The organism is Eubacterium sp. AF19-12LB, assembly GCF_003479125.1.
Taxonomy (GTDB): domain Bacteria; phylum Bacillota; class Clostridia; order Lachnospirales; family Lachnospiraceae; genus Eubacterium_U; species Eubacterium_U album.
Map to the genome: position 1 here is coordinate 83,018 of NZ_QUGP01000009.1, position 23,846 is coordinate 106,863.

The window sequence follows — 23,846 nt, forward strand, 5'->3', positions numbered from 1 at the left end:
GTTTGGAGTTGTTAATTATGACAGGTTACATGATTTATGAAAAAAACGATGCACAGAAAAATAAAATGTATGTTGAAATGCATAAAGAAGCCTTTGCAGATTTTGGTGTAGATATAAAACTAGTACTGACAGATAAAATTTATAAAGAACATAAAATGGAGTTAGGAAAACCTGATTTTGTAATAAACAGAAGCAGGGATTATATAATTTCAAAAGAGTATGAAAAAATCGGAATCAGGGTATTCAATTCGTCTGAAGTAACAAGAATTGCAAACAATAAAGGCTTAACATATAAATTTCTAAAGGGAAAAGTACCATTTATGCCAACGGAATATGAAAAACTAATGTTAATAAGTGGTGTAAATGTTAATAACAATTTGATTTCATATCCTTATGTGTTAAAAAGTTGTAGTGGTCATGGTGGAAGTCAGGTATTTATGATTAATTCAAATGACGATGAAGAGATTGCAATTAAAAAAATTGAAAATGATAAATTTGTAAAACAACAATGCTGTACAGATTTAGGAAAAGATGTAAGAGTATATATAATAGGGAATAAAGTGGTGGCAGCAGTTTTAAGAACCTCAGAAAAAAGCTTTAAAAGTAATTATAGCCTGGGCGGAAATGTTTCTTTATATGATTTAAATGAGACTGAAAGAAAATATGTAGACACAATTACACAAATGTTACCAATGGATTTTGCTGCAATAGATTTTATATTTAACAATGGGCAGGCTGCATTTAATGAAATAGAAGATGCAGCCGGTGCCAGAATGTTATATAGCATATCTGATATAGATATCGTAAAAATGCAGGTTGAATATATGATGAAAGAATTAAAGAAGTCATGCATTGCCAAAAATTAATATGGCAAATCAGCTTTTCCTTTCATAAATTTAATAACTTTTTTCTTTTGTGCCTTATTAGTTATAATGTCAGGCTGCCAGTTATTTGTGTCGCCTGTGTATACATAACAGGGAATAATTTTACCGGACTGATTAGATAAAACTCCATCGGTTATTGTAAGCTTATGTGTGTAAATAATTGTCCTGTTTTCAGGATGCCTGTTACCACCGAAAATAAAATTACCAAGAGAGTAAATAATTGTAACTCCTTTATATTTTTCCATTGGCTGCAACACGTGAGGATGGTCGCCCATTATCAAATCAGCTCCGGCATTGATTAAATCGTGGCAGGCCTGTTTTTTCCATGATTCGGGTACATGTATAGCTTCTTCTCCTCCGTGAAAATATATAATCTGGTAATCAGAATTTTCTGATGCTTCTGTAAGCAGTTCTTTAATTGAATCTACAGCGTAAGAGTTGTACATAGATACACAAAGAATTGCAATATTAAATCCATTTTTTGAAAAATAAATATTAGAGCCTTCTTCGCCCCATTTTACATTGGCTGCATCAAGTGCGGCCTTAGTATCAGAATGTCCCTGCTCGCCATAGTCATTAATGTGATTATTTGAAATCGAAACACCGTCAATTCCGCCGGCAGAAAGAATTGCGGCATTTTTTGCAGCAGATTTAAACCAAAAAGCTCTCATTCCGGGGTCAGCATATTGTCCCTTATCACGTACTTTTAAATTCTTGCTATCTGAATAAACATTTTCGCAATCAGCCATTGTAAAATCGTCATTAAGGAAAATGTTACTGACTTTAGAAAGAAAATATTTAGGCTTCTTTTCATCAGCAACGTCATTAAAACAATTTGCATAATATGTATTTTCATCTGTTGCGCAAAGACAATCTCCAATAAAACTTAAATCAATTGTAAAAGTATTGGTTGTTGTTGGCTCTTCAGTAGTAGATTCGGCTAAATTATTAGAAGGTTCATTGGAAACATCAGTGCTATAAGCAGGTTCTGTATGCTTAGGTTCCAGTAATTTTACAGTGCCAGATATTACTGCAACAATAATTAATATTGAAAGTGCACCACTTAAAATAAATTGCTTTTTATTCATAAATCCTCCGTATTTATAGTGTAAAATAAAATATAACATATTAAAATCTTCTGATTTTGAACAAATGAAAACGATAGTATTATATTTTATTTTAAATTTTATGTTTACACGTTAAATATAAACGAATACATATTATTTTACAACTTAACATTTCCTTAAGAAATATTCGTTTTAATGACAAAAGATAGCCTGTGTGCTATAATCACGAATGATAAAAATCATTTCAAACGGAGGGATAACGAAATGGAAAAAGAAGTTAAAGTATCGGTAATTGTGCCGGTGTATAATTCAGAAGCCTTTATTAGACAGACTGCAGAATATATTTTAGGACAATCTCTTAAAGATATAGAAATAATATTTGTAGATGATGGTTCTACTGACAAAACAAGAGAGATTCTTGAAGAAATAAGTAAGACAGATGATAGAGTTAAAGTATTGCATCAGCAAAACAGTTTTGCAGGTGCTGCAAGAAATTATGGATTCAGAGAATCATCAGGAAAATATTTAGTATTTTGGGATGCAGATGATATTTTTCTTCCGGAAGCGTTGGAAAAAATGTATGACAAAATAGTAGAAGACGATGCGGATATATGTATTTGCCCGGCTGATTACTATGATAATGAAACCAGCAAGATTTTGAAGAATAATGTATACATTAAATATGATATGATTCCTGAAAAAACTCCATTTTTAAAGAAGGATGTTGAAGATGTATTATTTAATTTTTCAACAAATGTTCCTTGGAATAAAATGTATAAAAGGGAATTAATTATTGATAATAATCTTGAATTTCAGCAGATACAAAGGGCAAATGACAATTATTTTGTAATGACAGCATTTTTTTATGCAAACACATTTACCTATATTAATGAAAGTGTAATTCAGTATAGAATTAATTTATCAACAAGCCTTATTGGTGGAAATTCTAAGACCCCATTATGTGTATATGAGGCTTATAAAAAAACTTATGATAGAATTAAAGATGAAGCAGGATTTGATAAAGTAAGACAGAGTTTTCTTAACAAGGCAATGCGTGCATGCTTTTATTTCTTAAGTGTTCAGACTAAATTTGAATCATATGAAGTACTTTACAATAAGTATAAAAATGAAGTGTTTAAGGAATGGAATTATCCTGAAGATAAAGAGTTTTATTATAATGAAAAAGATTATAACAGATATCAGAGAATGAAGGAAAGTACAGCAATAGAATTTATGGTGTGCGAGTATCAGGGGGCAATAAATGAAGTTAGAAAATTAAAGAATTCAAGATATCAGCTAAGATTGAAAAATGACAGACTTAAAGATAAAAATGACAGACTAAGGGAAAAGAATGAAAAATTAAAGATTGCAAAAGAAAATTTGAAAGCTCAGGTTTCAAGACTCAAAGCTAGAATTGCAGAAATTGAAAATAGTACGAGTTTTAAAATTGGAAAAGCAATTACTTATTTACCAGGCTTAATAAAGAAAGCCATAAAAGGTAAAAAGTAAAATATAAAATAATAAAAAATAAGAGAGTGAATAAATGTCAAAAAAGAAAGATAAAACTAAGAAAAATGGAATAACTGTTTTAATAGGTCTTATCGTAGTTGCTATTATAGTGATTGCTGTGGTAGCTGTTATTCAGTCGACCACAAGTTTAAGTACTCATAAACCAACAAACGCTGCAAAGAACTATGTAAAGAGTCTTTTAAAGGAGATGGATTATGATCTCGTGGTTAAAGGCGCAGAAGTAAAATATCATGGAGATCTGGATAAAGCTAAGGAACTGTATGGAAGTGAAGTAGATAATAAAAATTCCATAGAAGATTATTGCGTAGTTAATGTAAAATTAATGACAAGCACAGGAGATGAAAAGAAGTATATAGTTGATTGCATAAAATACAATGGCAAATGGAAGGCTATGGGTGTACATTCTGATTATAAAGAGTCAGAAAATAGTAGTAACAGTGCAATCGATAATCTGCCTAAAATTAATCTTGATGGAGAATCTAAATAATGAGCGTGGTTAACAATTTTTTTGGACATTTAAGAACAATAACGAAACATAGGCATATGGTTATAAAACATTGTAAGAAAGCAGGGATACTTTGGCAGGGGTTAAGACATGACTTGTCAAAATATTCACCAACAGAATTTATACCTGGAGTTAAATACTATACAGGTACAAAAAGCCCTAATGAAGGTGAACGAATTGATAAAGGGTATTCTGTCGCATGGTTACATCATAAAGGAAGAAATAAACATCATTTTGAGTATTGGATGGACTATAGTAATGTTACTCATAGAAATGATCCGGTAGAAATGCCTTATAATTATGTAGTGGAAATGTTTTGTGACAGAGTTGCTGCAAGTAAGATTTATAATGGAAGTTTATATAAGGAAACTGATCCTATAGATTACTTTAATGCAAAACATGGTCAAAGAACAATCCATCCAAAAACATCGGATGAGATTGAAAAACTTTTGAAAATGCTTGCCAGTGAAGGTGAGGATGCTACATTTGCCTACATTAGGGAGCAAATGAAAAAATTTAGAATTGAAAAGAAAAAACATATTAAATTGAAACGAAGCCTGCGAAATTATTAACATTTTTAAGTAGATAATAAATAAACATGGGCTATCAAATGCTTAACAAAGAGTAAAAAAAGAGCACCATAATGTGTATTAGATTAAATTTGTGATGCCAAGGTCAAAAGGTTTAAGCCCACATGAGCTTGATCATGAGTGGGTGAAAGACCTTTTGACCCTGCCATCAAATTATTATAAAATACACTTTTGATGCTCATTTTTATATGTATTTAATTTTCAACTTCTTTCTTAAAGATTACAAGTTTGCTTAAAACGTAATTTAAGACAATAACTACAACACTTATTGTAACTTTGCTAACCATTCCCTTTATACCGAAAATTGTTCCGTTTACACCTAATTTTACAAGGAGAGGTGTTCCAAAAACCTCAATTATACCGGTGAAAATTCTAGCGGAAATAAATTTGCCAAATTCAGCAATGACAAAAGAAGGTTTCCAGCTGTAACTTTCAAAAACCCATATTTTATTTGTAAAATATGCAAATATAACAGCAATTGTCCATGAAACAATACTTGAAAGTAATACATTTGTGTCATCGGAGAACGCTGAGAATACGAAGGTGAAAATTGAATAAGAAACCCAGCTTATAAAAGTAGTTGCAAAACCCATAATTAAGTACATAATAATTTCTTTGTACTTAATAAATAATTCCGAAAATTTTTTCATAATATTAATCTCCATATAGTATTATGTTGTTTATGTACTAATGTACTAAATACAACCTTTATAGTATAACATAGGCACAACAGCGGTTCAATAGATAGGAAAGTTGCACTGATAAAATTGTCGACTAATATCCTAACCTGCTGTATAATTGTTCTTTAGAAGTTTGAAATTTAAAGAGTATTTGAAAGAGTTAAAATAAAAAAGTAATATTAGGAAATTAGTATACAAACAAGGGTATTATTTGAAAGAAATATATTAAAAGAAAAGGAAAGAAAAATGAAATTTGATTATTTAATAGTAGGAGCAGGATTGTTTGGAGCAGTATTTGCCCATGAAGCAACTAAGGCAGGGAAGAAGTGTCTTGTAATCGACAAAAGAAACCATATTGCCGGAAATATTTATTGCGAAAAGATAGAAGATATTAATGTTCATAAATATGGTGCACATATTTTTCATACAAGTAATAAGAAAATATGGAACTATGTTAATGAGTTTGCAGAATTTAATAATTACATAAATTCTCCTGTGGCAAGATATAAGGATGAATTATATAATTTGCCATTTAACATGAACACATTCAGTAAATTGTGGAACATTGCAACGCCTGCTGAAGCCAAGGCCATTATTGAAAAGCAGAGAGCGGAACTAAATATTAGCGAGCCAAAGAACTTAGAGGAACAGGCATTGTCATTAGTTGGAACAGATGTATATGAAAAATTAATAAAAGGATACACTGAAAAGCAGTGGGGAAGAGATTGCAAGGATTTACCGGCATTTATTATAAAGAGACTTCCGCTTAGATTTATTTATGACAATAATTATTTTAACGACAGATATCAGGGAATCCCTATTGGCGGATACACTGAAATTGTTGAAAAAATGTTAGAAGGAAGCCAGGTAGAACTTGGAGTAGATTACTTTGAATTTAAAAAACTACATCCTGATATTGCTGAAAAAACAATATATACAGGTATGATTGATGAATACTTTGATTTCAAATTAGGACATCTTGAATATAGAACTGTAAGATTTGAAACAGAAGTTTTAGATACTGATAATTATCAGGGGAATGCAGTTGTAAACTATACAGAAAGAGAAGTACCTTACACAAGAATTATTGAACACAAGCATTTTGAATTTGGAAATCAGCCAAAGACGGTTATTTCAAAGGAATATTCATCAGAATGGAAGCCGGGAATTGAACCATATTATCCAATTAATGATGAAACAAATGGAAAGTTATTTGAACAGTACAAAGAGTTGGCAGATAAAGAAGAAAATGTAATTTTTGGTGGAAGACTTGGAAATTACAAATATTATGATATGGATAAGGTAATAGAGGCAGCGCTTGATTGCGCGGAGAAAGAATTGGCGTAAGGAGTTTCTATGATTCAGCATACAATAACGCATACATTAGAGAAAATGGGATATCAAAATATTTCAGGAAATACTGTTACCGCAGATTGCATGTTTAGATTTAAAGATGGCGAAGCAAAATTTTGTGTCATAGTTAAAAATTGGGGATTGAATGCACTTAATTATGAAGAGGTTGTGGAATCTACAAAAGAGGTGGAAAATAAAATTCTATTGACCGGTGGAAAAAGCTTTGAAGCGTTTTATATAATTATCACCGATAGAAAAGAAAATGTAGAATGGTTTCAGCAACATGGCATGAAATTCTGGATAGCTGATTTAAATACAAAAAAGTTGTTAATCTATGAAAACCAGCCGGATGATTTTGAAGGATTAAGAAGTATTGTAGAATGTGAACTTGAAAAGACTGACATCTCAGATGGAAAATATGAATATGACTGGGATGAGGTTAAGGTAAGAGATAATAATGGAGAAATTGTAGACATAACAGACCATTTTAGACAGAAGAAAAAGATTCCGATAATAACAATTTTATTGGTAGCGATAAATATAATTGTATTTATAATTGCTCAAATATTTGGAAACACGGAAGATGTTGATTATATGATAAAGATAGGCGCAAGCAATTATGAAGATGTGCTTATGAATGGTCAGTTTTACAGGCTTTTCACATCTATGTTTCTGCATTTTGGAGCAGAGCACTTACTTAATAATATGTTTATGTTGGCTGTTTTAGGAAATGAATTGGAAACTAAAATTGGAAAAAGACATTTTGCAGGAATTTACTTAGTAAGTGGACTTTGTGCAAGTATAGCATCTGTTGTGTATCACTATTATATAGCGGATTATGCGGTAAGCGCAGGAGCTTCAGGAGCAATATATGGTATATTTGGAGCGTTTATTGTGTTCATGATTATGAATCGTGATGATGGAAGAAAACTCAGCATAGGAAGAATAGCATTTGTTGTTTTCCTTCTTATATTTGGAAGTTTTCAGGAAACAGTGGATTTTGTAGCACATATAGGTGGATTTATAGCCGGAGCAGTGCTTGCAATAATCCTTTGCATAAATAAAAGAAAGACAGAGGTGTAAGACAATGGTAAATGATGATTGTATTTTTTGCAAATTAGCAAATGGCGTATTTGAAACAAATACACTTTATGAAGATGATGATTTTAGAGTTATTTTTGATGCCAGTCCTGCAACAAAGGGACACGTTCTTATTTTGCCAAAAGAGCATGCGGCAAACGTATTTGAACTTTCAGAAGAAACAGCTTCAAAAGTATTTGTACTCGCTAAAAAAATAGCAACTGTATTAAAAGAAGTTACAGGATGTGAAGGAGTTAATATTTTGCAGAATAATGGTGAAATTGCAGGTCAGACTGTATTCCATTTCCATATGCATATAATTCCAAGATATAAAGGCGATACAGCAAATATCAAATGGGTTCAAAATGAAGTTGACCAGGCTGTTGTCGATGAAATTATAAGCAAGGCAAAAGATTTATTATAATGATGTCAAAATTAAAAGGCTTTCACCAACGTATGAGCAAACTCATGTGGGTGAAAGCCTTTTTAAATTTGGTATTTTAATTTATAAAGTAACGTCCTTGATTAACGAAATAATAGTGTCTACACCATTAGAAAGTCCGGAAACACGCATTGATTCAATGTAATCAGCACGGTTGTCATAAACTTTCTTAATTGTATCTAAAAGAACATCAGTTGTCATTGTATCTTCGTCTATTACTTCACAGAATCCCTGCTTCTCAAATGATTTTGCATTTAAAATCTGGTCGCCACGACTTGCATTTGCAGACAATGGAATTAAAACACTTGGTTTGTTAAGTGCTGCAATTTCGCAAATTGAATTTGAACCGGCACGGGATACAATAATATCTGCCATAGCAAAGAAATCTTTCATTTCATCACTTATGTATTCAAATTGTGCATAACCTTTTGTACCTACAAGGCTTTCGTCAAGTTTACCTTTGCCGCAAAGGTGAGCAACCTGAAAATGTTCAAGTAATTGTGGTAAAGCAGCACGAATTGCATCGTTAACTTTTTTGGCACCAAGACTTCCACCTACGACTAATAAAACAGGTTTGTCAGTAGTAAATGAACACATATTAAGAGCATTAACTTTGTTTCCTTTAAACAATTCTTCTCTTAATGGAGAACCTGTAAATACTGCTTTATCTCCAAGAAATTTAGCTGTTTCAGGAAATGTGTGGCATACCTTAGTTGCGTAACGCATTGCTATTTTATTTGCTAAACCGGGAGTCATGTCGGACTCATGAATAATTGTTGGAATTTTGTAAGCACTTGCTGCCATAACAACAGGAACAGTTACAAATCCGCCTTTAGAAAATACAACGTCCGGTTTATATTTCTTAATAATTTTTCTAGCTTCAAAATATCCCTTAATTACACGGAAAGGATCAGTAAAGTTTTGCCAACTGAAATATCTTCTTAACTTACCTGAAGAAATTCCTACGTAGTTTAGACCTTCTTTTTCGACTAATTGTTTTTCCATTCCGTTATAAGACCCGATATATTTAATGTCAAAACCGGCTTCTTTTAATTTAGGAATTAATGCTATATTTGGTGTTACATGTCCTGCTGTACCACCGCCTGTAAGAATAATCTTTTTCATAATAATACATCTCCTTGCATAATATGTAATGACTCCGCCTAATGGTTGGTGGATAATCGTAGAAAACAGTTAATAAACTTTGTTAATTTTAGTTTAACAAAACTTAAATTGTTTCCTGATTTATAATCATAATTTTGGGGCCAAAATCACATTTTGACCCCATGAGTGTCGTAATATAACAACATATAATTTTATTTTTTATCTGCATTCAAGCTGTCTACATAAGCCTGAACAGTTTCGTAATCTTCTCCACCTAAAACTTTTTCTATGATAGAAGAAGCATTGGCAACAGAAGTTTCATCAATTGACAAAACAGATAGATTCTGTCCGTTCCAAGTACACTGTTTATAGCCGTCATTTAAACCACTAACACTGTATGAAACAATGTTCCAGCCATTGTAACCGGCACTTAACTGTTTCTTTAATTGAAGATTTGCTAAAGAACCTAAATCCATGTCAGTCGTAAAACTTGAACCGATTGCATTAATAATTTTATTGTAATTAGTTAAAGTTGAAACTGAAAGCATTTTATCAGTCATTGCTTTTATAACTGAAATCTGATTTTTGTTACGCTGAACATCACCACTTGCAAATGAATGACGCTCACGTGCATATGTAAGAGCTGTTGCTCCATCCATTTTCATTTTACCTTTAGTAAAAGTATATTTCTTACGTTTTGATTTATTAGTCTGCATATCTTTATCAGTGTAGTTTGCATAAGTATATGTGCTGAAACCTTCTTCAACATTAACAGTTATTCCACCTAATTCATCAATCAATTCAGAAAATCCTGTAAAGTTTAATCTGAGATAATGATATTCAGGACTGTCAGTTGTTAAAGTTTTACCATTAATCTGTATTCCGTATAAATTAGATAATGTGTTCATTAAAACCTGATAACCCGGCTTCCATGTCACTTCCTGTCCCCAACCCCATTCACTAGGACTTGTTGGTTCTGCCGGTTCACCACTTCCGTATAAACCACAGTGAGTAAGTTTATCGTATGAATTTGCAGCAATATTTTTACCTGCCTGAATTTCCACATAATAATCTCTAGGTGTTGAAATTAAAGCAACTGTATTTGTTTTAGGATTAACAATAGCTAAAATATTTGTGTCTGAACGACCATTTGAATTAGAGTCAGTTAATTCGCCAAAAGTATCACTTGCTGAAACATACACAACAAATGGGTCTTCAGAAACGGCAGCCCCTTTAGTATCAATAATTTTTGTTAAAGGTGCAACAAAATATGTACCTAAAAGACAAATAATAATAACTATAATAGAAAGTATCTTACCTATACGTCTTAAAATAGTTCCCCTTGTTGCAAATATAATTGTAATTAAGAAGAATATTCCAAGAACAACGCCAAGACCAATTGTAAGTGGCATTGTTAAAATGTTGATAGTTACCAGTTTAATCATTAAAAAGACTGAAGTAACTAATTGTAATATTGATAATATAATTCCAAATATTGTACTAACTTTATTTGGATTCTTTTTCTTTCCTGAATCTGAATAATCTGAATTAAAATCTTTACCATATACAGATTTATATTCATTTCTTGATTTGCTCATATGTACCTCCAAAATAAATGAGAAAAATCAGCCTGTAATTAAATACAAGCGTACTTGCTGTGTAATTATACTATATTGAATAAAAAAAAACAAACTAATGAAGGCGATGATGTCAATAATTAAGAAAATTTTAAAAAGTTCACAAATATGGCATTAATTGACAAACATTATAGGCTTTGATAAAATTAATAGAATTATGTACACTAATAAATAGTAGTAGTTTAAACGGACAGGAGTAGTTATGAGGGAATCAAGTGCGTTTAGAAGATGTATTATATTGTTGCTTCAGGCAATAATAATTGTAGCGCAGACTTATACGTTCTGGCATTTTTGGGACACTTATTATAGTGAAGGTTTAACAAGAATGTTCTTCTTTAAAGGACATATCGTAATTGTTTTTTTATATGCATTATTGTTTGGCGTGTTTGCAAACGTTTATGGAGCATTTCAAATAAGCAGATTAAGATTTGGGGATATGGTATTTTCTCAGATTTTATCATTCGGATTTGTTAATGTGGTAATGTATTTGCAGATTTCAATGCTTTCATTAAAGATGGTTAATGTAGCTCCTATTTTAGGAATGAGCTTTGACAATCTTTTATGTGCATTAATTTGGAGCTGCTTTGCAAAATTAGTCTACAGATGGTTATATCCACCAAGAGATTTGTTGCTTGTATATTGTGATAGAGATTCTGAGGGGTTAGTAAAGAAAATGAACTCCCGTAAAGACAAATATGACATTAAGGCATCAATTCATATAGATGAAGGCAACGAGAATGTATATAAGACAATAAGAAAGCATGAAGCAGTATTGCTTTGTGATATACCGGCACAGAGTAGAAATGAAATATTAAAATATTGTTATGGATGCGGAAAAAGGGTATATGTAACACCTAAATTATCAGACATTATTTTAATGGGTGCCGAAACAAATAATATATTTGATTCACCATTACTTATTACCAAGAGCAAGGCTTTAAAATGGGAACAGACAGTAATCAAGAGAATTTTTGATATTGTTATTTCACTTATACTTTGTATTCCAACAATCATTTTGACAATTATTGTGGCAATGTGTGATTTGGTATACGACCGAGGTCCTGTATTTTATACTCAGGAAAGACTTACTTTAGATGGAAAGAAATTTAAGATATTTAAATTTAGAAGTATGAAAGTAGATAGTGAAAAAGACGGAGCAAGATTGGCGGCTAAGGAAGATGACAGAATTACTCCAATCGGAAGAGTACTTAGAGCTTCTCATTTAGATGAACTTCCACAGGTATTTAATATATTATTAGGAACAATGTCTATTGTAGGACCAAGACCGGAAAGACCGGAAATTGCTGAAAAGTATTTGGAAAGTATTCCTGAATTTTCATTTAGACTTAAGGTTAAAGCCGGACTTACAGGATTTGCTCAGGTTTATGGAAAATATAATACTACACCATATGATAAATTGAAATTAGATTTATATTATATAGAACATTATAGTTTTTGGCTTGATATTAAACTTATTCTTATGACATTTAAGATTATGTTTATGAAAGATAATACAGAAGGTGTTGAAAAGAATCAGAAGACAGCGACAATAACTAAAGATGTATTGAAAAAATAAAGGCAGGGTTATAACTTTGGAAAATTATTCTGTTTTAATGTCTGTTTATTATAAGGAACAGGCAGAAAACTTAAGAGAGGCCATAGACAGTATTTTAAATCAAACTGTAAAAACAAATGAATTTATTATTGTAAAAGATGGCCCTTTAACAGAAAAACTGGATAATACAATAAAAGAGTATGTGGAAGAATACCCGGGTGTATTTAAAATAGTTACTCTTAAAAAAAATATGGGACTGGCAAAGGCATTAAATAAAGGTATTGAGCAGTGCAGTAACGAAATTATTGCAAGAATGGATAGCGATGACATCAGTATGCCGGACCGAATGGAACGCCAGTTAGAAGCAATGGAAGCAAATAGAGCAGATATTCTTAGCGGAACTATTGTGGAATTTGATGAAAGCGTAGATAAGCCGACTGCCAAAAGAGAGCTTCCTGAAAAAAATGAGCAGATTATTGAATTTGCAAAAAAAAGAAGCCCATTTAATCATCCGGCAGTTATGTATAAAAAAAGTTCAGTTTTAAAATCAGGATTGTACGAAGATTATACATATTTTGAGGATTATAATTTATGGGCAACAATGTTAAATGACGGATGCATAGGATATAATGTAAGGGAACCGGTGCTGTATATGAGAGCAGGCGAAGGAATGTACAAACGCCGTGGAGGATTAAAATATATATCCTATATATATATATTTAAAAAGCATTTAAAAGATATTGGATTTATAACAACAGGGCAATTTATAGGTGATACGGTAGCAAGAAGTATTGTGAGTATAGTCCCATATAAAGTTAGAAAATTCATATATGCAAAACTTTTACGCAAGTAAGGTAATGAGAAAATGAACAAGAATGTATTAAGGCTTTTTTTTAAGCCCTTAACAATATTAAATAAATTTACTGCAAAGGATAGCAGGCTTATATTCTTTTATTCTAATTTAGGATTTAGGGACAATGTTAAAGCTATGTATGATTACCTCATTGAGGAAAAATTCAATATGGGCTATAAGTTTGTAGTAAGCATAAATGATTATGAAGACTATAAGGACAATGCCCCTGAGAATGTTACATTTGTAAACAATAAAGAGGGCATTAAGTATTTTATGAAGGCAAAATATGCTTTCTATTGCTTTGGCAAATATCCTATTAAGCCATCAAAAAAACAGAAAGTTGTTAATTTGTGGCACGGTATGCCGTTAAAGAAGATAGGAAACATGGAGTCAGGGTTAGAAAAAATAGATTATAATTTTTTTACTGATATAGTTTCTACATCAGAATTATTTAATCCTATTTTGATGAAAAGTTTTAACTGCAATGAAAAACAGGTAATTATAACAGGACAACCTAGAAACGATGAAATGTTCAAGGAAAATCCTATCATGGATGGTGCTGTAAGAAGAGGTGCCGATAAAGTTATTTTGTGGTTGCCAACTTACAGAAATGAGGAAAAAGATTTTCCAACACCGGTGCTTACTGAAAGGCAGGCACTTGAATTAAATGAAATGCTAAAATTAAGAAATGCTAAGCTTATAGTAAAGATTCATCCCCTTCAAAAATTGTCAGGTGAGATGAAAAAATATTCATATATAGAATTTGTTACACAGGAACAGTTGAATAAATCTGAAATGACAGTTTATTCATTACTTAGAGCAGCAGACGCACTTATAACAGATTATTCATCAGTTTATTTTGATTTTATGATGTTAGACAGACCTATTGGATTTACGGTAGATGACATAGAAGAGTACAAAAAAAACAGAGGTTTTGTATTTGAAAATCCGTATGATTACATGCCAGGATATAAAATATCTAATTATGGTGATGTTCTAAGTTTTATAGAAGATGTAATAGAAGGAAATGACAGATACGCTAAAGAACGTAGAGAGTTAAATAAAAAAATAAATTTCTACAATGATGGTAAAAGCTGTGAAAGAGTTGTAGCTAAGGTATTTAGGAGACATAACTCATGAAAAAAATAAAAGATTTGTTGAGATGCATTATGCTTCTATACAAAAGAATGTTGTTTTTTATTGCAAAAATCACAACAAAAACTGATGAAAAGGCTGTGTTTTTTGAGTCATTTCAGGGAAGAAGCTTTGCCTGTAGTCCAAAAGCAATGTATTTGCAAATGCAGCAGGATGATAAATATAAAGATTTTTCATTTTTCTGGGGTTTGAGAAAAACAGACAGAGAAGATTTTAGTAATAAAAAAAATACTCAACTTGTTAAATTTGAAAGTTACTCATATTATAAGGCGTTGACAAAAGCAAAGTATTGGATAGTTAATTCAAATACAAGGTTATTTTTGAAACCGGGCAAAAAACATGTTTTCGTCCAGACATGGCATGGAACACCTCTCAAAAAAATAGGATGCGACATTACATGTACAGGAAATGCAATGACTAAATATGAAAATATTCAAAAAATTTACGATGGAGAGGCTGAAAAAATTACATATATGATTTCTCCGTCACAATACTGTACAGAAAAGTTTATTTCAGCATTTGATTTGAAGAAATTTGGAAAAGAAGATGCAGTGTTAACTGTAGGTTATCCGAGAAATGATTATTTGTTTAAATTTACTGATGATGAATGCAAAAATATAAAATTAAAACTTAATATTCCAATGGATAAAAAAGTTATTTTATATGCACCAACATTTAGAGATAACAAATATAGTGCAAAAGATGGTTTTAAAATTCAGAATTTTATGAATTTTGATAAAATGAGAGATAAATTTGGAGAAAATTGCGTTATATTATTTAGGGCTCATTATTTTATTTCGGGAAGAATTGATTTCTCAAAATATGCAGGATTTGTGTATGATGTGTCAAATGTAGAAGATGTTAATGAATTGTATGTAATCAGTGATATACTTATAACAGACTATTCTTCAGTATTTTTTGACTATGCAAATCTTAAAAGACCTATTATATTCTATATGTATGATTATGAAGAATATAAGAATGAGCTTAGGGATTTTTATATAGATGTAAATGAACTACCCGGCAGAATTGTAAGAGATGAGAATGAACTCGCAGATGCAATAGAAGGGTCATTAAACGATTTTAATGTAGATAATAAATATCTGCAATTTAATAATAAATTTAATTATCTTGATGGAAGTGATTCCAGCAGGAGAGCATTGGAAAAAATTATAAATTAAAGGAGATTAACCAATGAAAAGAGTAATTACTTATGGAACATTTGATTTGTTGCATTATGGTCATATCAATTTATTAAGAAGAGCTAAGGAATTAGGAGACTATTTAGTAGTTGTTCTTTCAACAGATGAATTTAACTGGAATGAAAAACAGAAAAAATGCTATTTTTCATATGAAGACAGAAAGAAAATGTTGGAAGCAATCAGATATGTAGACTTAGTAGTTCCAGAAGAAAATTGGGACCAGAAGAGATCTGATGTACAAAAGTATAATATTGATACTTTCGTAATGGGAGATGACTGGAAAGGCAAATTTGACTTCCTTAAGGATTTATGCGAAGTTGTTTATTTACCAAGAACACCGGACATTTCAACAACACAGATTAAAAAGGATTTAAACAAGAAATAAGGTTCAAAGGAGCAAAGTAATGGTAAGCATTATTGTTACACACAAAAAAGGATTGGCATATTTGGAAGATTGTCTTGAAAGTATTTCAGAGCAGGAATTTCAGGATTATGAGACAATCCTTGTTGTAGATGGAAATGAAGATGATCCGTCTGAAGTAATCGAAAAATACAAAGAAAGCGCAAAGATTAAATTATTCAGATTAGAAGGAAAACATGGTGTTTCCGCAGCTAGAAATTTAGGACTTGAAAAGGCAACAGGGGAATTTGTTTATTTCCTTGATGGAGATGATTATCTTGACGGCGATACAATTGGAAAATTAGTAAAATTAATGACACCTGAGGATGATGTTGCATATGGAGATATTATGTATACATGGTTCCAGAAAAAAGCTTTCAACGAAGAGCAAAAAGGTGAAAATGAAGATAACGACAGCGAAGATAAGAAACAGATATATACTTACAATGATATTTTCCAATACAGATATAACATGTACAACAGATTAAAAACAGTAACAGTACTTGGAATGCTTTACAGAAAAAGTTTCTTAGATGATAATGATATAAGATTTGACGAAAATCAGTTGTATTATGCTGACGCACCTTTCTTTACAAAGGTTATGTGTTGTGTAAAAAATTATAAATGTGATGAAAATGCAATTTATGTAAAGCGTTATCATAATGATAAAGAAGATAATCCTTCAATTAATCAGATTGTAGATGAAAATAGAGAGCAGCATTACATAGCAAGTTATAATCTCGCTATTGAATATGCAAAAGATAATGAAAAGATAAAAGCACATATGGAAGAGATAATCTGCAAATATTTTGTCAGATTTTATGCTCCAAGATTCCATTGGGATAAAGATTCTAAGTGGGATAATGAAAGACTTGTGCCATTCCAGACAGCTATTGCAAAGACAGATAAAAAATCACTTATTACAATGCCATTTTTACATAAGGTATTGATAAGCAAGGTTAGAAAAAATAATTTAAAAGCAATGAAGCGCTGGACAAATATTATTTTGATTAAGAAAAAACTTGGAAAAATGCTTACAAATAAGAGACAGTTCTTAAGAGCTGTAAACCTTCATATTTTCTATAAAATGAGCATGAAGGAAAACTGGGTAACATTTGAAAGTTTTGTAGGAAGAAATTATTCAGGACAGCCTAAGTATGTATATCAGTATATGCAGAAAGTTTACGGTGACAAATATAAATATATTTGGATTGTAGATAAAAAAGGAATTAAGATTGATGGAAAACATACAACAGTAAAAAGATTTGGATTAAGATATTTTTACTATATGACACGTTCTAAATACTGGGTTAACAATATGAGACAGCCAACATGGCTTCCTAGAAAAGAAGGTCAGATAATGCTTGAAACATGGCATGGAACACCTTTGAAGAGACTTGTATTTGATATGGACGACGTACATGCGGCTAATCCACATTACAAAAACATTGTATATAAGCAGTCAAGAGGATGGGATTATTTATTGTCAGACAATCCATTTTCAACAGAAAAATTCCAAAGCTGCTTTAGATTTGATAAAGAAAAAATCCTTGAAGCAGGTTATCCTGCAAATGACCCTCTTTACGCAGAGGATTTAGAAGAACGCTCAAAGGCTATCAAGGAAAAACTTGGAATTCCTTTAGACAAGAAGGTACTTTTATATGCACCAACATGGCGTGATGATAATTACTATGATGCAGGTGAATATAAATTTGAACTTGCCCTCGATTTGGACAGATTAAAGAAAGAATTTTCAGACGAATATGTAGTGCTTCTTAGAATGCATTATTGGATTGTAGACCAACTCGACTTATCTAAATACCCGGGATTTGTATATAACGGAAGTGATTATGATGACATAACTGAGTTGTACATGATTTCAGATATTTGTATGACAGACTATTCATCTGTATTCTTTGATTATGCGAACTTAAAGAGACCAATTCTTTATTACATGTATGATTTGGAAAAATACAGAGATGTACTCAGAGGATTCTATCTTGACGTAGAAAAAGAACTTCCGGGACCAATACTTCAGACAAACGATGAAGTTGTGGAAGCAATAAAAAATATAGATAAAGTAACAGAAGAATATAAAGACAAATACGCAGAATTTTATGACAGATTCTGTTGCATAGACGATGGACATGCAGCCGAAAGAGTCGTAAAAGCTGTATTTGGAAACTAGTTAGCCATTCAACCAAAAAACCAAAAGCACCCTTATGCTTGCATAAAAGGGTGCTTTTGGTTTTTTGGTTATGTGGCGCTTAGCCACAGTGAGATGGAGTGAAGCGGAATCGAACTGAATGGCTAACTAGTAATGCAAGGAATGTGGCGCTTAGCCACAGTGAGATGAAGCGAAGCGGAATCGAACTGAATGGCTAACTAGTAATGCAAGGAATTTGGCGCTTAGCCACAGTGAGATGGAGCGGAGCGGAATCGAACTGAATGGCTAACTAGTAATGCAAGGAATTTGGCGCTTAGCCACAGTGATGTTAGAGCGAAGCGGAATCGAACTGAATGGCTAACTATTTTTGTGTTATGTGGCGTATGTGCTTACAAAAAATACAAGTTATGCAAAAAAAGATACAAGTTACGCAAAAAAAATTTTGGCATCGCTTTTTATGATAAAATATTTAATATAAAAAGAGGCTATTGAATAACTAAAACTGGTGGAGGTATATTGTGAATAAAACAAAACTATTTATAATAACTATCTTGGCAATATCTGTATTGGCAATTCCTGTTGAAGCATCGACAATTAATTACAATGCTTCAGATTGTAGGAAAATTGTAATGAAAAAAGGAACAAAAGCCAAAGTTACAAATACAGGGTGGAAGAAATTTAAAATTAAAGTTTCAGATAGAAAAGTTGTGAAAGTTGTAAAAAATGGAACGATAAAGGCAATAAAAAAAGGAACAGTTAAAGTTAAATTAATAAAGGACAAAGAGGTAAAGAAAATAACAGTAGTTGTAAAGAAAAATACAGTAGATGCTAATACAAAGACTGTAAAAGCAACAGTGAATAAACAGGATGAACATATAAATACTGTAATTAATAATACTTCAGATAAATTATTACAAATTAATACAAATGGAATAATAGAAAAACTCGAGAATAATCAGTGGAAGAGTGTAGGATTAAAAGAGGCGATTGTAAGTTCATCTCCATATGTATATGTTGCTGCCGGTAAAAATTATACAATTAATAAACCCATCAATATATATAATATTGCAAGTTCTGGAACATATAGAATAACATTTAATTGCAAAATAATGGAGACAGGAGAGAAATTGCAAATATCAGAAAAATTTGAAGTAAAATAAAATTTGAATAATGCATCTAGAGAACAGGATGCAGTAATTTCCTTACAAGTCAAATTAAAATAATAGAAGATTAGTTAGAGGATTATGACAATATAATTAATTATGTAAACTAAAATACGGATGATATAAATAAGTTAAATATCATCCGTATTTTTTATTGAATTAAAAATATCCTACAATTTCTTTATTGCATTTCCAAATTCAGCCCAATATTCAGTTAATGTACCTTTCATTAAGACTTCGTCAAAACGCACATTTCCTAAAGAACGCTTGATTTCACGTTTGAAAAATTTCTGGTTATATTTTGTCACATAAGGAAGTGCATACCATACAAGTACACGGACTTCTTTCGGAATATTGTTGTTAAAATATACTTTATATTTAGTGTCAGTAAAGGAAGTAGTAAGTATTGTAACATCAGTTGTTCTATATTCGTATGATTCCAATTTCTTACGAAGATTTTCATAAAATGTCATATCGTTATAATTAGTATTTACGCATATTAAAATCTTTTCTTTATGAGCCTCTAAGCCATTGATAACAGAATATACGCCGTCACCTTCAAGCTCAGAAACAGGTTCTCTTCTAAACACTACATCCACTAAACGTTTGCAGGAATTGCCATCATCGTTATAAATACACCATTGCGACATGTCCTCATGAAGTTTAGAGTAACGTTCCAAATACTTTTCTCGAATCGGATTAACAAGTTCCGATGTACAGATATTTCCAAGAGTAATGGAAATGTCATTTATATTGGAGGACACATATCCCGGAAGTCTGCTGACAGGAACATATAAACCACGACCTGACTGATATTCTTCTAAATCCGGAACGTAGAAAAGAATAGGTTTCTTAGTTGCCAGAAAGTCAAAGAATATACTTGAATAATCAGATATTAAAACATCAACAACAGATAATAATTCATTAGTATCAATTGTAAATGGAATTAACATAGGTCTTAATTCAGGGTCATTTGCCAAAATCTTATAAAGGAAATAGTGAACACGAAGATAAATACGATAGTGCTCAGTGTCAATATTTTCGGATAATTTGGCAACGGTCTTTTTAAAATCCTCTACGTTATAATCTAAATTATTATATAAAGTGCCTTTCCATGTAGGGGCATATAAAATAATCTTTTTATCAGTGTGAATGCCTGCAGTGTTAAGTTTTCTGTGAACATCTAAAGTATTAGGATTAATGATTGCATCACTTCTCGGATGTCCTAATTCAAGTATTTTTCCCTGAAACAATCCATCAAGTTTGTAAGCACGCTTATACATAACCTCAGTCATAAACTGATTGGCAGACACCAAATAATCAGCTAAAAGAAAGTTACGTGCAGGACCACGGGCATTTTCAACTCTTTCGGCAGTATGCTCGTATCCCATATATTTTGTAGGAACACCATGCCAGGTATTAATATAAACCTGGCTGTTTCGCTTTTCAAAATAATATCCAAAAGTTGAGTTATTTATTAAATACTTGCTTGTTGCCAAATATTTGTAATAATCCTCAGATTCACGCTTTACAATAATAACGTTATCTAAAGATGAAAATTCAGAAATATTATCTGCGGCAAGTTCCGGATTTTCAACAGACCATATATGAGTGTATGATTTAAAATCCTCCTGATTTAACAAATATTTAAAAATAGCTCTCGGGTTGTCCAAAATTCCTAGCCCGGCAAATGCTTCATAAAAAATAAATTTGTCATTAACCGGCATAGAAAGAAATTTGTTATAAAGTAACTTGCCCTTATCTTTTTCGGATATACGAAAAGGCTGAACAATTTTTTTTACTGTACGTTTTAATTTATACTTAAAACCTTGCGGAGCATTAGCAGTATATTTCATATGGCGATTCCTTTCTTAAAATTATAAATAATGTTTTTGATAGAGATTAATTATTCATTAATAATATCTTCAAATTGTTTGATTGTAATATTATTATAATCGGCGTATTCAAATTCGCAAGTAGGAACTTCATTATTTATAAAAGCAATTAATCCGTTGTAAATATCATCAACAGAATTGCCAATTACAAGTTGTCCGTTGTCAAATAATGAAGAAGCTGCGGAACTGAAATTTGACATAATTATTGGAAGTTTTAACAAACGCGCTTCCAACAAGGAAACAGGTTGACCTTCATGAAGGGATGGAAGAATGAAACAACTGCAATCCTTCATAAGCATAAATGGATTATCCAAATTTCCTGTTAAAATAACTTTTCCATCCAGATTTAAACTATGAACGAGACCTTTAAGTTCACCCATAAGGGCACCATCGCCAATAATATACAATCTTAAATTCTTATTTGCATCATAAGCTTTTGCAAATGCCTTTATTAATGCAGCCTGATTTTTCTCAGGTGAAAGACGGCCCATGTTTACAAATGAAATTAGGTCTTTATTTAATAAATCAGGAAAACCTGCTTCATTTGCAGATTCAGCCGTATAGGATTCTTTAGAACCGTTTATTACACGTTCAAAATTAGCAGCATTTCTTACAAAGCAACATTTATCCTTTAACTCACTATATCCGATTTTTTCTAAATTAACTTTCATCGTTGCCTCTGAACAGCCTACAATTTTGTCATAAAACTGATAAGTTGAAAAAACAACCCTAAGTTCTCTGCTGTGAGGTTTTTTGTGATTAACGATTTTATTCTTATCTGTTAATAAATCATTGTGTTGCCAAATAAGCTTCTTAGCATTTTTGGCACTTAAAAGCAGAATTGAATAAAATGAACCATATCCTGAGTAATCAATTACTGCGTCGAAATCACTTGTGCCAAAACAACGGATAAATTCTCTGTCATACATTGCTTTTGGGTAAATTTTCTTCATTAAAGGAAAATTAAATCCAAAAACTCTTAAAAAGTCATTTCGAATCTGCTCGCCAAATGTGGCGGGAGTATATGATACTCTGGCAAAAATTCTGGCTTTATCATTAAATGTACAAATCATATCCTTACTGTCAGCAAATTTTAAATTGCCGGCATAAACTGTTACGTCATATTTATCATAATCGATGAAATCAAGCATTGTTCTAAGAGCAGTGGAAATTCCGTTCATGCGAAGTCCGCCGCCAAAGAATAATAATTTCTTCTTTGTATTTTCACATTTAATAATGCGGTATGGATTACCATTTGAATCAGAAGTATTTCCTCTAAAAACAATGTCAACAATTCTTGAAGAAACATTGCCATCATCGTATGGACATGCAAAATTCTTGGCTTGTGAATAACTATCTTTATATTTATTAATAACTTCACCCAAATTGTTAATAGAATTTCCAATTTCCTTAACAGATGTTAATGCAGGTCCGGGAAGCTTGTCAGGTTCCATATATAAACCACGATAATTTTTATATTCTTCTAAGTCAGGAATGTAAAATAACACTGGTTTGTCGCTTGCTAAAAAATCAAAAAATATACTTGAATAATCTGATATTAAAATATCAGTAATAGACAAAAGTTCGTTTGTGTCAATAAAAGCAGGAATTAAGGAATTGCTAAACATACCTGATTTTACCAACTCTTTATATACAACCTGGTGCGGCTTAAGAAGAATCTGATATTTGTCCGTATCTATATATTCTTCCAATTCTCTTTTAAAATTATAATAGTCATCAGGATTTACTTCAGGCTTATTATAATCGGCACCTTTCCATGTAGGTGCATATAAAATAACCTGCTTATCTTTTTCAAGTTCTATTCCATATTTAAGAAGAATTGACTTTATTTCTTCTTTAGGACAATTTAAAAGACGGTCATTTCTTGGATAACCTTCCTCGATAATACTTCCGTTGTAAAGTCCGCGTAATTTGTATTTATCTAAATAAACTTCTGTTAAAAATGGATTCGCAGAAATCATATAGTCAGCAGAAAGCATATTTCTAAGAACATTTGAAATAGTGGCTGCTGAACCCGGAATATCGTATCCTAAGCTTTTTATAGGAGTGCCGTGCCATGTGTTGACAAAAATTTGTCCGGGCTTTTTGCAATAATAAAAAGGCAGAGATACATTTGAAATAATATAATGTGCAGTCGCTAAATATTTCAAATGGTCATTACTATGCCTTCTTATGACATAAATATTATCGTGGTCAGCAAACTGTTCCATAACAGGTTCGTTTCCTACACGGTCATCAACAACCCATACATGAGTGTATTTGTCAAATTCAGAATTTGAAATTAATTCTCTGAAAATTGCATAAGGATTGCAAAGCATTCCACGGCTAAAATATGAGTCGTATAAAATAATATTGTCTTCGATATCGTAATCTTTATAATAATGCGCGTATTTGCTACGTCTTGCAGTTTCTTTGAAATTGCCTAATTTTGTCTTAATTTTACTTAGCATATAAACCTCCTAATGCTATATACATATAGGAAGATTATAGTATACACAACTGTATTTTTCAAATAAGAAAGAGTTAATTTTAAATGTGGCAATTGTCTGGCAGATGGCATAAA

General features: G+C 31.5%; 20 protein-coding genes. 14 read left to right on the forward strand and 6 right to left on the reverse strand.

The features are described 5' to 3' along the window. Positions 1-17 precede the first annotated feature (17 nt). The gene (locus tag DWX29_RS09895) at positions 18-866 is read left to right on the forward strand and encodes an ATP-grasp domain-containing protein (RefSeq protein ID WP_022088761.1); all 849 of its coding nucleotides are present in this window, start codon (positions 18-20) and stop codon (positions 864-866) included. Here DWX29_RS09895 and DWX29_RS09900 read toward each other — a convergent pair. After that, positions 863-1,972, reverse strand: a complete 1,110-nt coding sequence (locus DWX29_RS09900) for a CapA family protein (protein ID WP_158574532.1) — start codon at positions 1,970-1,972, stop codon at positions 863-865. The two genes, DWX29_RS09895 and DWX29_RS09900, sit on opposite strands and share 4 nt — an antisense overlap. A 243-nt stretch (positions 1,973-2,215) precedes the next feature. On the opposite strand from DWX29_RS09900, the gene DWX29_RS09905 reads away from it, so the two are divergent. Genes DWX29_RS09905 through DWX29_RS09915 form a run of 3 tightly spaced genes read left to right on the forward strand, consistent with a single transcriptional unit; the run spans position 2,216 to position 4,558 of the window. After that, on the forward strand, positions 2,216-3,460 hold the full coding sequence (locus DWX29_RS09905; protein WP_158574533.1) for a glycosyltransferase family 2 protein: 1,245 nt from the start codon (positions 2,216-2,218) through the stop codon (positions 3,458-3,460). Between the two features lie 34 nt (positions 3,461-3,494). Continuing rightward, the gene (locus DWX29_RS09910) at positions 3,495-3,968 is read left to right on the forward strand and encodes a hypothetical protein (protein WP_022088758.1); all 474 of its coding nucleotides are present in this window, start codon (positions 3,495-3,497) and stop codon (positions 3,966-3,968) included. Next, positions 3,968-4,558: a DUF5662 family protein gene (locus DWX29_RS09915; protein ID WP_022088757.1), complete on the forward strand. Its 591-nt coding sequence runs from the start codon at positions 3,968-3,970 to the stop codon at positions 4,556-4,558. The genes DWX29_RS09910 and DWX29_RS09915 overlap by 1 nt, the downstream gene beginning before the upstream one ends. 212 nt (positions 4,559-4,770) lie before the next feature. Here DWX29_RS09915 and DWX29_RS09920 read toward each other — a convergent pair whose 3' ends face one another. Continuing rightward, on the reverse strand, positions 4,771-5,226 hold the full coding sequence (locus tag DWX29_RS09920) for a GtrA family protein (protein ID WP_022088756.1): 456 nt from the start codon (positions 5,224-5,226) through the stop codon (positions 4,771-4,773). Between the two features lie 276 nt (positions 5,227-5,502). Here DWX29_RS09920 and glf point away from each other — a divergent pair, with 276 nt between their 5' ends. The 3 genes from glf to DWX29_RS09935 are packed head-to-tail and all read left to right on the forward strand — an operon-like array spanning position 5,503 to position 8,113. Then, on the forward strand, positions 5,503-6,603 hold the full coding sequence (gene glf, locus DWX29_RS09925) for a UDP-galactopyranose mutase (RefSeq protein ID WP_118565768.1): 1,101 nt from the start codon (positions 5,503-5,505) through the stop codon (positions 6,601-6,603). A 9-nt stretch (positions 6,604-6,612) separates the two neighbouring features. Then, on the forward strand, positions 6,613-7,692 hold the full coding sequence (locus DWX29_RS09930; RefSeq protein ID WP_118565769.1) for a rhomboid family intramembrane serine protease: 1,080 nt from the start codon (positions 6,613-6,615) through the stop codon (positions 7,690-7,692). A gap of 4 nt (positions 7,693-7,696) precedes the next feature. Beyond that, positions 7,697-8,113, forward strand: coding sequence for an HIT family protein (locus DWX29_RS09935; protein ID WP_118565770.1), 417 nt, complete (start codon positions 7,697-7,699; stop codon positions 8,111-8,113). Positions 8,114-8,194: 81 nt separating this feature from the next. Here the strand turns inward: DWX29_RS09935 and DWX29_RS09940 are convergent, their stop codons facing one another. Further along, positions 8,195-9,256 (reverse strand): undecaprenyldiphospho-muramoylpentapeptide beta-N-acetylglucosaminyltransferase, encoded by a 1,062-nt coding sequence (locus DWX29_RS09940; RefSeq protein ID WP_118565771.1) that lies wholly within the window; start codon positions 9,254-9,256, stop codon positions 8,195-8,197. Between the two features lie 191 nt (positions 9,257-9,447). Continuing rightward, positions 9,448-10,833, reverse strand: a complete 1,386-nt coding sequence (locus DWX29_RS09945; RefSeq protein ID WP_022088751.1) for an LCP family protein — start codon at positions 10,831-10,833, stop codon at positions 9,448-9,450. 241 nt (positions 10,834-11,074) lie between these two features. On the opposite strand from DWX29_RS09945, the gene DWX29_RS09950 reads away from it, so the two are divergent. From DWX29_RS09950 to DWX29_RS09980, 7 genes are all read left to right on the forward strand, one after another. Further along, positions 11,075-12,448, forward strand: coding sequence for an exopolysaccharide biosynthesis polyprenyl glycosylphosphotransferase (locus tag DWX29_RS09950; RefSeq protein WP_118565772.1), 1,374 nt, complete (start codon positions 11,075-11,077; stop codon positions 12,446-12,448). 16 nt (positions 12,449-12,464) lie between these two features. Further along, on the forward strand, positions 12,465-13,280 hold the full coding sequence (locus tag DWX29_RS09955; RefSeq protein ID WP_243053258.1) for a glycosyltransferase: 816 nt from the start codon (positions 12,465-12,467) through the stop codon (positions 13,278-13,280). A gap of 12 nt (positions 13,281-13,292) precedes the next feature. Continuing rightward, a complete protein-coding gene (locus DWX29_RS09960; protein ID WP_118565774.1) occupies positions 13,293-14,420 on the forward strand; it encodes a CDP-glycerol glycerophosphotransferase family protein in 1,128 nt (375 codons plus the stop codon). Then, positions 14,417-15,616 (forward strand): CDP-glycerol glycerophosphotransferase family protein, encoded by a 1,200-nt coding sequence (locus DWX29_RS09965; protein ID WP_022088747.1) that lies wholly within the window; start codon positions 14,417-14,419, stop codon positions 15,614-15,616. Before DWX29_RS09960 ends, DWX29_RS09965 begins: the two co-directional genes overlap by 4 nt. Before the next feature lie 13 nt (positions 15,617-15,629). Next, entirely contained in the window at positions 15,630-16,022 is a 393-nt protein-coding gene (gene tagD / locus DWX29_RS09970) for a glycerol-3-phosphate cytidylyltransferase (RefSeq protein ID WP_022088746.1), read from the forward strand. Between the two features lie 19 nt (positions 16,023-16,041). Beyond that, entirely contained in the window at positions 16,042-18,225 is a 2,184-nt protein-coding gene (locus tag DWX29_RS09975) for a bifunctional glycosyltransferase family 2 protein/CDP-glycerol:glycerophosphate glycerophosphotransferase (RefSeq protein WP_118565775.1), read from the forward strand. A 497-nt stretch (positions 18,226-18,722) separates the two neighbouring features. Continuing rightward, positions 18,723-19,364 carry an immunoglobulin-like domain-containing protein gene (locus DWX29_RS09980; protein ID WP_022088741.1) on the forward strand — a complete coding sequence of 214 codons (642 nt, stop codon included), beginning with the start codon at positions 18,723-18,725 and terminating at the stop codon, positions 19,362-19,364. A 173-nt stretch (positions 19,365-19,537) separates the two neighbouring features. Here DWX29_RS09980 and DWX29_RS09985 read toward each other — a convergent pair whose 3' ends face one another. Together DWX29_RS09985 and DWX29_RS09990 are read right to left on the reverse strand one after the other, a co-directional pair. Next, on the reverse strand, positions 19,538-21,223 hold the full coding sequence (locus tag DWX29_RS09985) for a CDP-glycerol glycerophosphotransferase family protein (RefSeq protein WP_118565776.1): 1,686 nt from the start codon (positions 21,221-21,223) through the stop codon (positions 19,538-19,540). 50 nt (positions 21,224-21,273) lie between these two features. Next, positions 21,274-23,733, reverse strand: coding sequence for a glycosyltransferase (locus DWX29_RS09990; protein ID WP_118565777.1), 2,460 nt, complete (start codon positions 23,731-23,733; stop codon positions 21,274-21,276). Between the last annotated feature and the right edge of the window lie 113 nt (positions 23,734-23,846).

Bases quoted from the DNA above. Each gene is read 5' to 3' on its own strand.
- DWX29_RS09895 (WP_022088761.1), top strand. From the start codon at position 18: ATGACAGGTTACATGATTTATGAAAAAAACGATGCACAGAAAAATAAA.
- DWX29_RS09900 (WP_158574532.1), bottom strand. From the start codon at position 1,972: ATGAATAAAAAGCAATTTATTTTAAGTGGTGCACTTTCAATATTAATT.
- DWX29_RS09905 (WP_158574533.1), top strand. From the start codon at position 2,216: ATGGAAAAAGAAGTTAAAGTATCGGTAATTGTGCCGGTGTATAATTCA.
- DWX29_RS09910 (WP_022088758.1), top strand. From the start codon at position 3,495: ATGTCAAAAAAGAAAGATAAAACTAAGAAAAATGGAATAACTGTTTTA.
- DWX29_RS09915 (WP_022088757.1), top strand. From the start codon at position 3,968: ATGAGCGTGGTTAACAATTTTTTTGGACATTTAAGAACAATAACGAAA.
- DWX29_RS09920 (WP_022088756.1), bottom strand. From the start codon at position 5,226: ATGAAAAAATTTTCGGAATTATTTATTAAGTACAAAGAAATTATTATG.
- glf (WP_118565768.1), top strand. From the start codon at position 5,503: ATGAAATTTGATTATTTAATAGTAGGAGCAGGATTGTTTGGAGCAGTA.
- DWX29_RS09930 (WP_118565769.1), top strand. From the start codon at position 6,613: ATGATTCAGCATACAATAACGCATACATTAGAGAAAATGGGATATCAA.
- DWX29_RS09935 (WP_118565770.1), top strand. From the start codon at position 7,697: ATGGTAAATGATGATTGTATTTTTTGCAAATTAGCAAATGGCGTATTT.
- DWX29_RS09940 (WP_118565771.1), bottom strand. From the start codon at position 9,256: ATGAAAAAGATTATTCTTACAGGCGGTGGTACAGCAGGACATGTAACA.
- DWX29_RS09945 (WP_022088751.1), bottom strand. From the start codon at position 10,833: ATGAGCAAATCAAGAAATGAATATAAATCTGTATATGGTAAAGATTTT.
- DWX29_RS09950 (WP_118565772.1), top strand. From the start codon at position 11,075: ATGAGGGAATCAAGTGCGTTTAGAAGATGTATTATATTGTTGCTTCAG.
- DWX29_RS09960 (WP_118565774.1), top strand. From the start codon at position 13,293: ATGAACAAGAATGTATTAAGGCTTTTTTTTAAGCCCTTAACAATATTA.
- DWX29_RS09965 (WP_022088747.1), top strand. From the start codon at position 14,417: ATGAAAAAAATAAAAGATTTGTTGAGATGCATTATGCTTCTATACAAA.
- tagD (WP_022088746.1), top strand. From the start codon at position 15,630: ATGAAAAGAGTAATTACTTATGGAACATTTGATTTGTTGCATTATGGT.
- DWX29_RS09975 (WP_118565775.1), top strand. From the start codon at position 16,042: ATGGTAAGCATTATTGTTACACACAAAAAAGGATTGGCATATTTGGAA.
- DWX29_RS09985 (WP_118565776.1), bottom strand. From the start codon at position 21,223: ATGAAATATACTGCTAATGCTCCGCAAGGTTTTAAGTATAAATTAAAA.
- DWX29_RS09990 (WP_118565777.1), bottom strand. From the start codon at position 23,733: ATGCTAAGTAAAATTAAGACAAAATTAGGCAATTTCAAAGAAACTGCA.